Source organism: Paradesulfitobacterium ferrireducens (assembly GCF_017310645.1).
Lineage (GTDB): Bacteria > Bacillota > Desulfitobacteriia > Desulfitobacteriales > Desulfitobacteriaceae > Paradesulfitobacterium > Paradesulfitobacterium ferrireducens.
In genome coordinates this window covers 111768-128195 of sequence record NZ_JAFLRH010000022.1, presented here as the reverse complement: position 1 = coordinate 128195, position 16428 = coordinate 111768, and the positions used below count along the sequence as shown (strand labels likewise).

The 16428-nt window shown below is 48.9% G+C and carries 14 protein-coding genes; 2 read left to right on the top strand and 12 right to left on the bottom strand.

The genetic code is table 11. The features are described 5' to 3' along the window. Positions 1–57: 57 nt before the first annotated feature. Together J0X21_RS09330 and J0X21_RS09325 are read left to right on the top strand one after the other, a co-directional pair. Positions 58–2304: a DEAD/DEAH box helicase gene (locus J0X21_RS09330; protein WP_206811970.1), complete on the top strand. Its 2247-nt coding sequence runs from the start codon at positions 58–60 to the stop codon at positions 2302–2304. 81 nt (positions 2305–2385) lie between these two features. Further along, the gene (locus tag J0X21_RS09325) at positions 2386–2613 is read left to right on the top strand and encodes a hypothetical protein (RefSeq protein WP_206811927.1); all 228 of its coding nucleotides are present in this window, start codon (positions 2386–2388) and stop codon (positions 2611–2613) included. A 554-nt stretch (positions 2614–3167) separates the two neighbouring features. On the opposite strand, the gene J0X21_RS09320 is transcribed toward J0X21_RS09325, so the two are convergent. From J0X21_RS09320 to J0X21_RS09265, 12 genes are all read right to left on the bottom strand, one after another. Beyond that, positions 3168–3548, bottom strand: coding sequence for a RidA family protein (locus J0X21_RS09320; protein WP_206811926.1), 381 nt, complete (start codon positions 3546–3548; stop codon positions 3168–3170). Between the two features lie 29 nt (positions 3549–3577). Then, positions 3578–3988, bottom strand: a complete 411-nt coding sequence (locus tag J0X21_RS09315; RefSeq protein ID WP_206811925.1) for a hypothetical protein — start codon at positions 3986–3988, stop codon at positions 3578–3580. A gap of 2 nt (positions 3989–3990) precedes the next feature. Beyond that, positions 3991–4689, bottom strand: a complete 699-nt coding sequence (locus J0X21_RS09310) for an HAD family hydrolase (protein ID WP_206811924.1) — start codon at positions 4687–4689, stop codon at positions 3991–3993. Between the two features lie 575 nt (positions 4690–5264). After that, entirely contained in the window at positions 5265–7457 is a 2193-nt protein-coding gene (gene ldhH / locus J0X21_RS09305) for an L-lactate dehydrogenase (quinone) large subunit LdhH (RefSeq protein WP_206811923.1), read from the bottom strand. A gap of 1 nt (position 7458) precedes the next feature. Beyond that, positions 7459–8007: a LutC/YkgG family protein gene (locus J0X21_RS09300; RefSeq protein ID WP_206811922.1), complete on the bottom strand. Its 549-nt coding sequence runs from the start codon at positions 8005–8007 to the stop codon at positions 7459–7461. Positions 8008–8019: 12 nt separating this feature from the next. Then, positions 8020–9834, bottom strand: coding sequence for an ASKHA domain-containing protein (locus tag J0X21_RS09295; protein WP_206811921.1), 1815 nt, complete (start codon positions 9832–9834; stop codon positions 8020–8022). 198 nt (positions 9835–10032) lie between these two features. Further along, positions 10033–10827, bottom strand: coding sequence for a methyltetrahydrofolate cobalamin methyltransferase (locus tag J0X21_RS09290; RefSeq protein ID WP_206811920.1), 795 nt, complete (start codon positions 10825–10827; stop codon positions 10033–10035). 49 nt (positions 10828–10876) lie between these two features. Further along, positions 10877–11500 (bottom strand): corrinoid protein, encoded by a 624-nt coding sequence (locus J0X21_RS09285; protein ID WP_206811919.1) that lies wholly within the window; start codon positions 11498–11500, stop codon positions 10877–10879. A gap of 49 nt (positions 11501–11549) precedes the next feature. Continuing rightward, positions 11550–12641: a uroporphyrinogen decarboxylase family protein gene (locus J0X21_RS09280; RefSeq protein WP_206811918.1), complete on the bottom strand. Its 1092-nt coding sequence runs from the start codon at positions 12639–12641 to the stop codon at positions 11550–11552. Between the two features lie 78 nt (positions 12642–12719). Then, complete coding sequence (locus J0X21_RS09275; RefSeq protein WP_236006187.1) at positions 12720–13811, bottom strand: uroporphyrinogen decarboxylase family protein; 1092 nt, start codon at positions 13809–13811, stop codon at positions 12720–12722. A gap of 61 nt (positions 13812–13872) precedes the next feature. Further along, positions 13873–14838 (bottom strand): ABC transporter permease, encoded by a 966-nt coding sequence (locus J0X21_RS09270; protein WP_206811916.1) that lies wholly within the window; start codon positions 14836–14838, stop codon positions 13873–13875. A 1-nt stretch (position 14839) separates the two neighbouring features. Further along, entirely contained in the window at positions 14840–16312 is a 1473-nt protein-coding gene (locus J0X21_RS09265; protein ID WP_407947642.1) for a sugar ABC transporter ATP-binding protein, read from the bottom strand. Positions 16313–16428: the final 116 nt, after the last annotated feature.

The window sequence follows — 16428 nt, the reverse complement described above, 5'->3', positions numbered from 1 at the left end:
CATATTACCAAGGTTTGCTAAAATAAGGAGGACTCTTGGAGAAACGGGTTGAAGCAAATGTCAGAGCGCACCTACCACGGTCTGGTTCTGGATCCTTTCCAACTCGAGGCTTTAGAAGCGATCGATGTCGGCAAGTCGGTGATTGTCGCAGCCCCGACCGGTACAGGCAAAACCCTGGTCGCTGATTATCTGGTCGAACAAGCCATGCTTAAGAAACAGCGGGTAATTTATACCGCACCCATTAAAGCCTTAAGCAACCAGAAATTTAAAGATTTTAAAGAAGAATTCGGCCCGGAGGCCGTAGGGATTATGACGGGGGACGTGGTGCTCAATCCAACGGCTCCCCTTTTGATTATGACCACAGAAATTTTCCGCAACCAGGTGATCACGGAAGATCCTAACCTGGCTGTGGTCTCCCATATTATTTTTGATGAAATTCACTGGCTCAATGATGAAGAACGGGGTACCGTCTGGGAAGAGTCTATCATTCTGGCCCCTGCCCACATGAAAGTCTTAGGCTTAAGTGCAACCATTGCCAATGCCCGCCAACTGGTGGAATGGATCTCTTCCATTCGGAAAGAAGAAGTCGCCTTAATTGAGGAAAAGGAACGCGCCGTTCCGCTTGAATATTATTATTACAGTAAAGACACCGGGATCGTGACCTATGACAAGCTCTGGAAGTTTTACCGCCAGCAGCGCAAAAACGCCTTCACGGAAAACCCGTTTGCCAAAACTACCCACTTGGATTTAATCAAGGCCATTGAAGGTAAATACCTGCCCCTCTTATTCTTCGTCTTCAGCCGCAAGCAGTGTGCCGAAAATGCCAAGGAACTGGCGCGCCATGCCAACTACTTGCGGCCGCACCAGCGCCGCCACGTGGAAGAAGCCTTTCTTAGGCATTTCGGTCCGGAAGAGAATTGGTCCCTGTCCACTTTACAGCTTAAACGCCTGTGCAGCAAAGGGATTGCCTTCCATCACGCCGGACTGCTCCCGGTCCAAAAAGCCATGGTCGAGGAGTTATTTCAAGAACGTTTAATCCAGGTCCTTTATTGCACGGAAACCTTCAGTGTCGGGATAAATTACCCGGTTAAAGCGGTGTGTTTTGAATCCCTGAACAAATTCGACGGCCGCAATTTCCGGCCTCTGGCCAATCATGAGTTTTTCCAGATGTCAGGAAGAGCCGGCCGGCGCGGCATTGATGCCAAGGGCTATTCTTTTGCCTTGATCGATTTTACCTGGTTTGAGAAAAACCCGCCCCCCCGCTTTCAGATTGACCGTTTGGAACCGCTGTCCAGTCAATTCAAGCTGACCTATAACACCGTCTTAAACCTGACTTCCACCCTGAATTACGAACAGATTAAAGTTTTTTTCCAAAAAAGCTTTGCCGCTTACAGTTCCCTTCAGGCCAGTACCCAAATTAACGCGCAATTAGCCGCTCTATCCGAACAACTCAAACAGACCGGCTTAAATGAGTGTCATCATGTCGGTACCTGGCACTGCCCTCTCAAGCACTATCCCAAACGCAAAGAGCTGGAACGCCTGCAGCGGGTCTACCGCTCATTGGGCCCGCGCAAACAGCACCGCGCCTATGGCAAAGCGATGGCCCGCAAAATCCAATCCTGGGAAAAGCTATTGGCTCATCCTCCGGAAGCTTGCCCCGCCTCCCGTCAAACTGTCTGCCGCAGCGAAACTCAATCCTATCAGGCGCTCAAGCAAGAATATCAGGAACTGGAAAAAAACCTGGCAGGGCTTCCGGGGGAAAACGCCTTTCTTCATGAGTTTGAAATGAAGAAAAACCAGCTGCGCCAGCTGGGGTATTTGCGTGAGAACGAATTGCTCCCGCGCGGAATGTGCGCCGGCCGGATATATGTCCAGGAGCTTTTGGTCACAGAGCTCGTCTTCTCAGGCCTGTTTGAAGAGCTGGATGACGACCAGCTTAACGCCTTGCTCTCGGCGGTGGACTATGAATCGCGCAAGAATGACTTTTTCCAGAGGGTCGATATCCTCGATTGGACTGAAGTTAAACACCTGGCCCATTACCTTCAAAGCGTCTGCGGCCCGGAGGCGGTGCGCTATGACCCCAGGGTGGCCGTGATTACTTATCAATGGAGCCGGGGCTTGTCCCTGCCCGAAGTGCAGAAGTTCTGCAACCTGGATGAAGGGGATATCATCAGTGTCTTTAGGCGCACCATCGACCTGCTTCGCCAGATGCGGGACGCTGTACCCGATCCGGCCTTGCGCATCCGCTTAAAAACGTGCATGGATAAATTGGACCGGGATGAAGCGGCCGTGCTCGAACTGTGATACTTTAACCCTGATACGTGTACTCCTAATAAATGTATAATTTCGTCCGGATTGCCTCATAATTCCTATGAGGTGATAATGATGGACTATATCGTCGGGTTAAAAAAAGAATTAGATTTCATCAGCCAGGAACAAGCCGAACACCGGTATTTAGAACTAATGGCCATGGGGTATCCTGAAGATGAGATTGTCATGGCCGCACCGGTCCCGGTGCAAGTGAACGTGGATATCGGTTCAGTTACTCCTATGAATTCCAATTATGCGAATGAGCCGGCACCGCATCAGCCGGTGACAGTGAATCCAACATAAGCAAGCAGGAGTCAGGAGTCAGACTCCCATGCCGCTATGCGGCACCACTGATGGATGAAAATAGCCAAGGTGCATTACCCGCATCCTTCGCCGCGAAGAGATTCTCTGGTGTTGTGCGGCTTCGGCGATTATCATCCTCGGGCGGTGAGTATTCTCTGTGGAATCGCCCTCGGCATGAATCTCCACCGGAGATTCATGTCACCGGAGATAATCGTACCACGCGCCGGATGCTCGAACAGCGTGAAGCTGTTCGCCGAAGGATGAGCTTGTTGATTCAGCTACAGCGCCAAACCTTAGGGTAATACCTGAAGTGCGCCGCTCCTGTGCCGTCCTGGCACTCGCGGCATCAGTCCATCCGTGGACTAGTCCCGTGACGCTGCTTAACGCTGAATCAACTGCGCTCTCGACGCTCCTCTGCTCTACGGTTCGCTAAGTAATTGCCCCTCGTCTATTTTCAGGGCAGAATAATTTTAGCGTCTCTGATGAACGGAAATCAAAGGGGGCTACTCAGAAAAAAACTCTGAGAGCCCCTGTAACGTTCATACCCCGTCTGCTTAGCCTAAATACGCGACGGCTTCGATCTCAATCTTGACATCCTTCGGCAGCCGGGCTACCTGTACTGCTGACCGGGCCGGCTTGTGCTCTGAGAAGAAACGGCTGTATATTTCATTGACCGTGGCAAAATCATTCATGTCCTGCAGGAAAACGGTCGTTTTTACCACTTGGTTAAGAGAAGATCCTGCGGCTTTCAACACGGCTTCCAAGTTGCGCAGAGACTGTTCTGCCTGTTCAACGATCCCTTCCCCCACAAGCTGTCCTTCCGCAGTTAAAGGGATCTGACCTGAAGTAAACACAAATTTGTCAAATACGATCGCCTGCGAATACGGTCCGATCGCTGCCGGGGCGGCGGTGGAAGAAACTACTTTTGCTTGCACTGATAAACACTCCTTTATATTTTTCGAGGTTAGTATCTCTCCTCAAGACTTCCGCCATTCAGGGAGATCCCGTAATTCTGCCATACATGACGGCGAAAGTCTTCAGCACAGCTACAATCTAACAAATGCTCACAAAATCCCACCTCAAGCTTTCCCAAGAGATGATGATGCAAGACGTGAACATTGACACTCAGGTGTTCAACCCTCTGATTTTGCCGGATATATTGGTGCACAATCAAAAAAAGAAAGATGAGAGCGATTCCGGTGAGAGGAAGTCCCTTATCCGGAAAAATCCAGGGAAGAATAACAACGGCTGTCCCTAAAAGCACAGCACATGTAAACCATATGGTTTCTAAGGCCTTAGCCGCCTGCAATTCCCGGTAACGGCGCAGGAATTCCTGGAATAAAAGCTCCATGCTAGGTGTCAGGGCAGGCTGCATGTCTAGGAGAAGTTCCCTTGAAGGATGAGTTTGATCAAATCGCTTAACTCCCCGTGATAATCTGTCACCACGTCTGCCGGGGGATTACCGACTAAGAACACTTTCATTCCGGTCTCGCGGGCAGCTAAATCCTCGATGGGGTGGTTTCCGACCATTAAACACTCTTCAGGATTCATGCCCAACCTTTCTGCTAATTCTTCGAAGAAGCTGAGATGCGGCTTGCACGAATGAAAGTCTTCAATGGAAGGAATTAACGTAAAATCTTCAGGGGTGAGCTCGGCCCAGCGAATCCGTTCTTTCATGGCTGTCAGAGGCATGACCGGGTTAGAAGCCACCGCCGTCACAAATCCTTGTTTCACAGCGGTTAACACAGCTTTCTTCCCTTCAGGATTCGGTTTGGCCAGAACACGCAAAGCCGGGAAATCCGTTTCGTAGAACTTTTCAAAGATAGGCCATAAATTAGTGTATGAAAGTCCGGTAGCCTTATTAAAGTCGTCAAAGAAAGTTTGTAAATTGGTACGACCGGGCTGAGGTTCTTTTACCATCACATCGGTCGAACGCATAAGCTGCTTCCCAAAACGGTCCGGAGCCAAAAGATGAGCAAAACGCGGGGCCAAAAGACCCACATAATTACGCATAAATTCATCCTGATCCATCAGGGACAGGGTTCCATCCAGATCAAATAGAATCGCACGAATCAAAACAGGTTCCCCCTTCATCCGATGGCTAACTGCGGACTAGCATACCTTAAAGTATTCTCTATGATGAGCCCGTTTCCTTCTCTTCCTCAAGTTGGTTTAGCAAAAAAAAATTAAGCCCTTCCCTGGGCTTAAGAATTTCCCGTAGTCTACCGACGACCGCTCTCCAACAGAGTGGCAGGCCACGGGACGATCTCCCCCCTGCGCTGCAGTCACAGGGGTTAAGACGCGTCTTTAATGCCTAGGATAGAGTCCTTCCCGGTTCCAAACCGTAGGTTAGGAAAAGTCTTTCAGAAGATAAGGATGTGGAGTGCGAATCATTCTTACAGCCAATCGCCTAAAAGTTAGTATCAGTATCCCCACTCCCCCAAGAGCTTATCCAAACAAGCGGTATTCACCGGAAAGCCAACATCCCTCCCTCCTGGCAGACTCTGGCGCGAACCCCTTCCTCCTCCTGCGATTTCGCTCGCTCTCGTGGCAACGCATTGCCTTATTAATAATCCGGATTAAAGGTTGTCCGCTTTACTTAAGATTATTTCTACTTCGAGGGTAAAACTCCTTGAGCAAATAATGGCTAATTAGCACTTGTTTTGTCGCAAGTCGTTTTCTTTTCGGTTTTCAGTCAGAGCTTCATCTGTGATTAATTCCGCGGTGTGCTTGACGATAATTTTAGACCCTTTCTTGTCCAAGCCGCCGGCAATCTGCATCAGGCAGCCCGGGCAGTCCACAGCAACGACCTCAGCCCCGCTGGCCTCAATATTTTTAAGCTTTCGCTCCAGAATGGGTGCTGAAAGCTCCGGGAATTTGATAGAATACGAACCGCCGAACCCGCAGCAGCTATCCGACTCTTTCATTTCCACCAGTTCAAGCCCCTCAATATTTTGCATGTGCTGGCGCGGTTCAAGAAAGACGCCCGCTTTACGTTTGAGATGACAGGAATCGTGATAAGTTACCTTCCGCTTTCCTGGCTTGCCCTTGGGTTCCGGAGGATCGCTGCCCAGTTCACTTAAAAGCTGGGAAAAATCCCGGGACTTGCGGCTAAGCTCGGCTGCCCTCGGCGCCCACACGGGATCACCCGCCACCAGTTCCGCAAATCTGTCTTTGAGCGCATGGGTGCAGGTCGGGCAAGCTGTGACCACATAGTCCACTGCTTCGGCATGGAGGGCTTCAAGGTTGAGCACAGCCGATTTCCGCGCATTTTCCCGATCCCCCATATAGCTGGCCGGGGCTCCGCAGCAAGACTGGCCTTCCGGAAACGTCACTTCATACCCCTTGGCATTGAGCGTTTTGATCACAGCTTCCCCGATCCGGGGATAGACAAAATCAATCAGGCACCCTGCATAGAAGGCAATCTTACCCTTGGGTGAGGGTACTTCCTGTTTCACATTCTTGAAGAGATCCCTAAACGGAACATCTGCAATCTCAGGCAGGCTTTTCTGCTCCGTCAGCCCGGAGAGAAACAAAGGCAGATGCCGGATAAACCCATGGCCTTGGCTGAGCGGCTTTTGGGCTTTTGACGCCACCCTAAGCAAAGAATGAAACAAGCGCCGGTTCGATACCACGTCGAGCGCAAATTTTTGGGTGAAGGGGAGTTTTTTCTTATCCCCGATGCGATTGCGAATCTCTAGGATCATTTCCGGAATATCGAGCTGGCCGGGGCAGACTTCCGCACACTTCCCGCATTGGAGGCACAGGCTCTGCACGTCCTTGGCATCTTCTTCCGAATGGAGAAAAGCGGTGAGGATGGCCCCGATTCCGCCGGTATAAATATGGCCGTAGACATGCCCCCCCACCAATTGATAAATCGGGCAGACATTGAGGCAGGAAGCGCAGCGGATGCACTGAAAGGATTTTTTGAACTTATCGTCGGCATACATCTGCCGGCGCCCGTTGTCCATGATCACGATATGAAATTCCTTGTCCTGGACGCTTCCGTCCGGATAGTAGGCCGGCGTAGGACCGGTAATCATGGTCACATAGCTGGTCAGCTGCTGGGCGGTAGCACTGCGGGGCAGGGTCTGGAGGACGTAGAGCGCATCCTCGAAATTCGGGATCAGCTTCTCAAGTCCGACCAGAAATACATGCACTCGCGGCAGAGTAGAGGTAAGACGGGCATTGCCCTCGTTTGTGAGCATAACCAGGGTTCCGGTTTCGGCAATCGCCATATTGGCCCCGGATATTCCCATGTCTGCCTGGAGGAATTTTTTTCTAAGCTCCAGGCGCGCCGTTTTGACTAAAGCCGCAATTTCCGGGTCATTTGGCCGCTGCAGGTTATCCGTGAACACCTCGGCCACTTGTTCTTTGGTCATGTGAATGGCCGGCAGGACCATATGGGAAGGGCGCTGGTGCGCCAGCTGAATAATCCATTCCCCTAGGTCTGTCTCCTGCACATCGCACCCGGCTGCCGCTAGCGCTTGATTCAGGTGAATTTCCTCAGAAGCCATGGATTTGGACTTCACGATGTTTTTAACCCCATTGCGCGCGGCTACTTCTACAATATAACGCTTGGCATCCTCCGCCCCGGCTGCCCGGTATACCTTGGCCCCCCGCTCAGCGGCCGCTTTTTCAAAACGGTCCAGCATTTCCTCCAGATGGGAGGCAGCGTAGGCTTTCCTTTCTGCCACCTTGGAGCGCAACGCTTCAAAATCATACCCCTCATAGGCTTTCGCCCTTGCTTCGATATACGTGTCTCCGAATTTGCCTAAAGCCCCGCGCAGCACCTGATTGTCCAAGGCTTTCTTAATTTTGCCCTTAACCTCCGGCTTTCCCACTTTACTCCACCTCCCCCTCCACGAAGACCGCGATGAATTGCTCCGGGCCGTGCACTCCTATGGTTAGCACTCTTTCAATGTCCGAAGTGCGGCTGGGGCCGGTGATAAAACCCACAAATCCCGGAATCTCCGGAGAACTGTGGATCCGCTTCAAGGCTTCAGCCAAGGTAGGAACCAAGGCATCTGTTGACAGCAAAACAAGATGTAACGGCGGCAGGGTGGAACAGAGGCGTTCATCGACATCAGTGGCTGTTTGCACAATCGTGCCGGTCTCCGCGATTGCCCACCGCCCTATGGTAATGCCGGCATCAGCTTCGGGGGCGGCTGCCCGAAGATTCTCCGTGTGTACGGTAATTCCGGCCTGGGCCAGTTTTGAAGCCAAGCCCCCCGCCTCACTCAGGAAAAAACCGGCAAGGGCCACTGATTTTACTCCTTTGCTTTGTAAGACATGCGTGGCCAATTCGATCCCTTCTGCAGCCGTAGCTACCCGGTAGCACTCTCCTGAGACTCCCTCAAGTTTGACACGAAAACTTTGGTAATAGTCTTCCATTCCCCGCCCTCCTCAGAAGTCTACCCCTTCCGACTGAAAGCCAATAGCTTTCATAAAAAATTCCTGAAAATCCTGCCTCGTCGACAGCTCTACATGCGTGACCCTCCGGGCCAAATCCTCGGCCTCCGCGCGCAAGTGTCTGGAGAGCAAAGCTAGCTTGGCACCCGCCCCGGCGGCGTTGCCCACGGAGATAATCTTGTCCGGAGCCACCGGCGGCAGCAAGCCGAGGGCTAGCGCACTCCGTTTATCGATGTAACTGCCAAAGGCTCCTGCCAACAATACTTGGTCGAGATCATTCGCACGTAAGCCGGCTTCTTTGAGCAGAATCTCGATTCCTGCATAGATAGCCGCTTTCGCCAGTTGCAGTTCTCTGACATCCTTTTGCGTGATTACCACTGGCTCTGACCCCGGATTAGCAGCGAGAATAAAGTGGTTGCCGTAGACGGCATTGTGGTCCAGGCGCATTTGCAATGCCTGGGGTAAGTGAACGGCCTGTTCCCGGCTGAGCATTCTGCCGCTTTCATCCACTATGCCTTCTTTAACTAATTCACTTACAATGTCCATTAAGCCGGAACCGCAAATCCCTTTGGCCGGAGCATTTCCAATAATACTCAAATGGACATCTTTATCGATTTTTACCTTCTCAATAGCTCCAGTAGCGGCCCGCATGCCGAATTGAATTTGTGCTCCTTCAAACGCCGGTCCGGCGGCTGTTGAACACGTCCAAAGCTTTCCAAAAGCGGCTAAAACAATCTCGCCATTGGTGCCGATATCAACCGCAAGGCGTATTCCTGTTTGTTTGTGCACTCCGGTGGAGAGAATTACCCCCACAGTATCTGCTCCGACATATCCGGCGATATTTGGCAGCATGTAAACAGGAGCATGCGCAAATATCTCCAGACCCAAGTCTTTAGCCTCTGCTCGCACCAAATGCGCAGATACCGGAATAAACGGGGATGAAGCCAGGTACGTGGGATCTAAGCCCAGGAACAAATGACTCATCGTGGTATTGCCGACAACAGCCACCTGCAAGATTTCCTCGGGAGAAATCTCCACTGCCTGAGCGAACTTCGCCAACAGACGGTTAATCACTCCGACAACCCGTTTATTTAGATGTTCAAGCCCTCTGTCATCATTCATTACATGCTCAATCCGGGCGATAACATCAGCTCCAAAAATGTTTTGCGTATTTGTAGCTGAAGCCGTAGCCAGAGTCTCCCCTGTACCGAGATCAACCAGAGATGCGACCACCGTAGTCGTACCGATATCCACCGCTAACCCGAACAGTTGGCGCGATACATCCCCCGCTTCGACCTTTATTACTTCTCCATTGGCGACAGTGGCAGTTACTTTAAAATCATCTTGCCGCAGACTTTGATGCAATGTCCGCAAAACATCAATCCGGATGTTCAGGTTATCTAAGTCACTAAAACTGCCTGTCTTGCTTAAGGCGCGCCAGAGACGGGTAGCATCCGGGCTCTGATCTTCCAGCGACGGCTTGTCTAACTCAAGGTAGACTTTTTTGATTCCGGGATTAATGTCAAAATCAAGCTCGCTTTGAGTTAACTCGCTCTTACGGTGCAAAGAAACTTCAAGATGGGGAATCTCAACCATCAAATTCTTACTTACGGTTGTGCGGCAGGCTAGTACAAACTCCTCACTATTTTCTCCTATGAGCTTAACCCGGCACTTGCCACAAGTTCCCTTGCCGCCGCACGGGCCTTCGAGTTCTATCCCCGCTTCTATGGCCGCTTCCATCACAGTCGTGCCGTTTTCGACTTCGACCTCGGCCTTAACGGGAAGAAACGTTACCTTAAAAGTATCCATAGTCGCTCACCTCCTATCCTTCCCGCTCCCATTTATTACTAGTTAGTTGTGAAAGAGTAAACTTAACATAACCGTAACTGTTCCCCATCTGTAAGTGGATGTCAGGAAAAGGCTATTGACTAATTCCTGTCAATAGCCTGAAATAAGAGAAACCTTCAAATCTGATTCTAACTTGGCATTCGTGAGCAAGTAGCCTTCTTAGGCCTTCACCAAACCAGCCCGTACAGCCGTGATATAATCCATGCAATACTCATCCTGTCCAGCCAAAGCTCGGGATGCCGCCAAAAGGGACATCATCGCCTGATCCAAAGGATCAAGGATAAATGCATCCATACCCATCGCCACACTCATCACCAAAAAAGCCCGGTTTATTACGCGGCGCTCCGGAAGTCCGAAAGAAATATTGGACAGTCCTGAGATAACGTGCACCTGTGGGTATTTTTCACGTAAAAGACGCGTCGTTTCCAAAGCCTGCAGGCCGAAATTGTGGTCAACCCCCAGTGGTTTAATTAACGGATCAAGGTAAATATCATCGGCAGCAACTCCTGCCCTGGTGAGCCCGGAAACTAGTTTTTCCGCTACCTCTAACCGGTCATCGACCGTTTCAGGCATTCCTCCATCTTGCATGCAGAGAGCGACTACTTTGGCTCCGTATTTTTGGATAAGGGGTAGCATCTGCTCCCAACGCTCTTGCTCCGCTGAAATGGAATTAACCATTCCAGGACGTTGACAGCGGGCAAGTCCTGCCGCAACCGCCTCAGCGCTCGGGCTGTCAATACATATAGGGACATCCACCACTTCCTGAACAATGTCAGCCAACCACTGGATGTTTTCAATTTCATTGCTGCTGGTGGCAGCATTTATATCGAGGATATGAGCGCCCGCTTCAACCTGACGGCGGGCTAGCTCCTGAAGGTATGCTTTATCTTTTTGTTCCATGGCTTGGCTTATGGCTTTGCGCGTGGAATTGATAAGTTCTCCGACAATCAGCACGTAATTAATCCTCCTTTATCACAGCATCTTAACGGCTATGCAAAGGACTCTAAGAAGCCACCAGCTCATTCGCTCTATCAACCGCGGATGCCGCATCGGCCGCATACGCATGAGCACCAATTTCTTGCGCGTATTTTTCAGTGACAGGTGCTCCTCCGACCATTACTTTAACAGGATAACTCTTAAGCAAATCAATCGTATTTCTCATATTAATCATTGTAGTTGTAAGCAGAGCAGATAGCCCTACAATTTGTGGCTTATTTTCTTCAACAGCTTTCACGAATTGCTCCGGAGCCACATCGATCCCGATATCAATGACTTTATAGCCGGCTCCTTCTAACATCATGCAGACCAGATTTTTCCCGATGTCATGAAGGTCTCCTTTAACGGTACCTACTACGACTGTTCCTTTATTTGTTGTATCTGCTGCACTCAGCAAAGGTTTAACTACATTCAAACCCGCATGCATAGCTCGGGCAGAGATTAAGACTTCAGGAACATAAATTTCATTCGCCTTAAATCTTGCTCCAACAATATTCATTCCAGGAATTAAGCCATCATTAATGATGTTTTGCGGGTCATTTCCCTGAGCAAGAGCCTGTTCGGATAATTCCTTTACTTTTTTGGCGCTGCCGCTAATGACAGCTTCGGACATTTCTTGAAATAAAGACATGGTTCAAACCTCCTTATTTTATGCACATAACTCAAAGTAAACACTGCGTTTAGAAGTTCAAGGGGTAAGTTCCGTATTTCTTGACGGCCTCGTACATGGCATAGATATTTTCCAGGCTTGTATCCGGCTGAATGTTGTGTGCCGGAGCCAAGACATAACCGCCGCCTTTGCCTGCAGCCAGAATTCTCTGTTTTACTTCTTCTTCTACATCGGCTGGCGTACCGTTGGGCAGTACCCCCTGAACATCGACGCCCCCTAAGAAAGCAATTCTATCTCCGAACTTCTCTTTGAACAAGGCCAAATCCATCCCTTTGGCCTGAGGCTGTACCGGATTTAAGATATCAACTCCTACTTCAATTAGGTCTTCAATGATAGGGACAATTGAACCACAAGAGTGATAAGCGATCTTAACATTAGGATTAGCTTCCTTAAAATCCTTAATAACCTTGCGTTGACGGGGTTTGAAGATATTACGGTACATGGCAGGAGAAATCATCATACCTTGCTGGGTACCGAAATCGTCACCCATCCAGATGACATCTGCACCCAATTCGATCAATCGGACTCCGATCTTGGTGTTATACTCGGCTACACGGTCTAACAGTTCGAAGAGATATTCTTTTCCCATGGCCATATCCATCAAAAACTTTTCCATGCCGACCAAATTCCAAGATAACTCGAAGATTGTAGCTTCCAGGTCACCGACTATCGCGTAATTCTCTTGATAGCGGGCTACCATTTTTTCTGCAAGCTCAAAACGGCTTGGAGCAAGCGGATCGGGCAATTGATAGCGATTCAAATCGTCAATGGTTTCACATTCTGCCAATGGACGCACCACTGCTTCATCATATAAACCCACAGTTTGATAAATAATCTCAAACTCATCCTTTAACCTGCCATCTTCTAAGCGAATGGTGGGTTTTTCCCGGCCGGGTCCGATTCCGACCGCATCATTGCCCAGTTCCAACAAAATTTCCGTATGGGAGATACGCGTCGACAGGAAAGAATCTTCTGCTGCATAAGGAAGCCCCATCTTTTTCCCAAGCTTCTCCGCAACTTGTGGCGTCAGATTAGCAAATACGGGGACCCGGTCCGGTTCCTGAAGATTGACGGCCGCTAAAAACCGTTCTCTCGGCTTCAATAAAGTCACGCCCTTTCTCTGACTGAGTACAATAGCCCGGAAATCGTTACTTTCAGCCTGGTACCCTACATTCCTGGCTTACTTTCTCCGGCTGTATTTATCGGCTGTATCCCACATTTTAAGAACATTTTCCACTTTGCAGTCCGGATGAATCTCGGTTGTAGATCCCAGCAAAAGACCGCCACCGGTAAAGCCTTGGTCAATAATCTTTTTGACCTCAGCCTCAACCTCTTCCTCCGTGCCATACGGCAAGAGCTGGCTGCAGTCAATTCCACCCATCATGGTCAGCTTAGGATATTTTTTCCGAATCACTCCCACATCCATGCCGGCAATGGTCTCTACCGGGTTAATGCCGTCAATTCCAGTGGCCACGAAATCATCCATCACTTCCATCAAATTACCGTCAGAGTGGTAAATAACCTTGATCCCATGGGAATGCCAGGCATCTGTAACTTGTTTTAAGCGCGGGAAAAATTCTTTGCGCAGAAACGCCGGTGAAAACATCAGACTGGTCTTAAAAGCTAAGTCCGCGTAAACAAGAGTAACCGGGGACAAGCTCAAATCAGCGACATCATGAATCCGCTTGACTTCAAAATCAGCCAGAGCTTGAAGCCAATCTGAAATCAAATCCGGATCATCTGCATATGCATAACTGAAAAGCTCCAAACCTGCCCGGATCCAAGCCGTATCCAAACCAACAGGACTTTCTGAAGGGAACAATACTGTATCCCCCAGTTTTTCCTGGAGCTCCATAAATTGTTCGCGCGGGCTTTTATCCCCTTGACCCCATACATTGGCTTTACCCGCAAATGTCCACATATCGCCGGGCTGGTAATCCTGAAGCTCTTCGATGTTTTTACGAATATATTCCTGCAGCCCTTCCACATCTTTAAACGGGCGGTCAACCAGCCAGGTTGTCCACCATTCCTGCTTATACACAAAACCATCTTTATCCGTATAGGTCTTCTCTTCAACCGGAGGAGCAATACCCCTTGTCGCATCAAGATTTTGACTGATTGTTTTACACAGAAGGTCAAGCCCGTTCTTTACTGTGACTTTTTCCCCTGTACAATGTTCAATCAGCGGGATGTTTTGAATCAGATCAAATACAGGTACCCTATCAACGGGTTTGAATTCCATCGCATTAACAACCCGTTCTCTTGCAGTCATTTCTCCCAATTTTTTGCCACTCCTTTATAGAAGATTTACTTAGGACAGTAACCAGCTGGTTTTATTTGTAGCCACCGCCGCGGATTACATCCAGTGTAACTGCGATCAGCAGCACCGCTCCTTGCGCAATCATTTGATAGAACGAAGGGACATTCAGCAGAGTTAAACCATTGCTTAGAGTGGAAAGAATAAGCACACCTAAAAGAGTTCCCGCAATATTTCCCTTCCCGCCAGCTAAGCTGGTACCGCCGAGAATAGCTGCCGCAATTGCGTTTAATTCCATGCCGGTTCCGGCATTCGGAAGCCCGGTTCCCGTTTGAGAGGCTAGAATAATCCCACTTACAGCAGCCGTTAAACCGCTTATGGTATAAGCCATAAGCCGGATACGATCGACATTGATTCCCGAAAGACGGCTTGCTTCCGGGTTTCCCCCAACGGCATAAACTTTACGACCGAACTTGGTATAACGAAGCAAATATGCAAAAAAAACATAAAGAATTAACATAATGATAACCGCAACGGGAATCCCCAAAATAAAAGAACGTCCAAAGAAACTAAAGGACTTATTCGAGATTAAAACCGACAGGCCATCAGTGGAAACAAAGGTTATCCCCCGGTAAATAGCCATAGTCGAAAGCGTTGTAATCAATGGGTTAATCTTAACCTTGGTGATAAAAAGTCCGTTGATTAGCCCGGAAATAAGCCCGACAACCAGCCCGACCAAAACTACAGCCGGAACGGACGTGCCACCTTTCATCAGAACCGCCATAATGATACCGACTAAGGCTATAATTGAACCCACGGATAAGTCAAGTCCTCCCATAAGCAAAACCAGAGTCATTCCGGTGGCGGTTATGCCCGTAATTGAGGCACTAAGACCGATATTCATGAAATTTCTTATACTTAAAAAATAAGGAGATAAGATGGAAAACGCGATAATCATGGCTACATAAGCTATGAGCAAAGTCAATTCAGTTGTAAATTTCAGCTTTCGCCGGTTCCCGGCTGCGGCAGGTTTTACGCTCACCTCACATCCCCCCAACTGCACATTTCATTAATTTCTCCTGGGTAGCTTCTTCTCTGGTAAACTCACCGGTAATCCGGCCCTCACTCATAACCAAGATTCGGTCGGCTAATGCTAAAATCTCTGGCAACTCTGAAGAGATCATCAAAATGCCAAGCCCTTGTTCGCAAAAAGTCTCCATCAGGTTATATATCTCTACCTTGGCGCCTACATCAATTCCCCGCGTTGGTTCATTGAGAATCAATAGTTTGGGCTTAGCCTCCAACCATTTAGCGAGTACAACTTTCTGCTGGTTACCTCCGCTTAAACTTTCAGCGACGGTATGGATGGAAGGTGTTTTAATATTAAGCTCTATTACCCAGCGTTGCGCCTTGTCCGCTTCTGCACGTAAATTAATGCCCATGCCTTTTCCTAGTTCAGAAATGGTAGCAATCGTAATATTTTCTTTGACTGACATGCCTAAGATAAGGCCGGCCGTTTTCCGTTCGCTCGGTACCAGCGCTATACCCGCCTCAATAGCATCTCTGGAATTATGCAAATTTAGTTTTTTACCTTCAATCAAGATTTCGCCACCGGTCAACGGTTCAGCACCAAACAAGGTATCTGCCAGGCTGGTACGTCCGGCACCCATAAGCCCAAAAATACCAAGGATTTCTTTCTTTTTCAGGGTTAGCGAAACACCTTTAACTTTGGTGCGATTGGTTAAATTACGAACCTCCAATAAGGTTTCCCCGGATTCTAAATATTTTTTCGGAAACATTTCATCAATTTGACGGCCTACCATCATTGTAACCAGCTCATCCTTGGTAGTCGCGGCTGTATCCACGACGCCAATGCGGCGTCCATCACGCATAATCATCACGCGGTCCGAGATTTCAAAGAGTTCTTCCAAACGGTGGGAAATGTAGATGATAGAAATTCCCTTTTCCTTCATTCCCCGTACAATCTCAAAAAGTTTAGTAACTTCCGCATCATTAAGAGCAGCTGTCGGTTCATCCATCACTAAGATTTTCATATTCTTCGAGAGAGCCTTGGCTATTTCCACTAATTGTTTCTCAGCCACAGAGAGGTTTGACATTAACGTTTTCGGACTAACACTTACTCCCATGAGAACTAGAATTTCCGATGCTTCCCGATTCATTTTATCCCAGTCAATTCTGCCCAATGGTCCTTTGGTCGGCTGGCGGCCTAGGAATATATTTTCCGCAACGGTTAAGTCCGGCAGATAATTGAGTTCCTGGTAAATTACTGTCACTCCCGCCTCAGAAGCCTCTTTTGGAGTGGCAAATTCATACTGCTTTCCATCAATACAAATACTGCCTTCGTCCTTCTGATAAGCACCGGCCAAGATTTTTAAGAGCGTAGATTTTCCTGCCCCATTTTCACCCAGAAGAGCAAGAATTTCTCCACGTCGAAGATCTAAGTCTACCCTATCTAAAGCCAATACTCCGGGAAAGCGCTTAGTAATTTCTTTCATCTCAAGACAAAGCTCTTGATCCAAACTTGTCACCCCCTGCTGCATAGAATTTATGTCAGGCAGCTGGGGCTAGGAAATTCCCCAGCTGCTTTTTTAATAAAAAATGAGTTATTAAT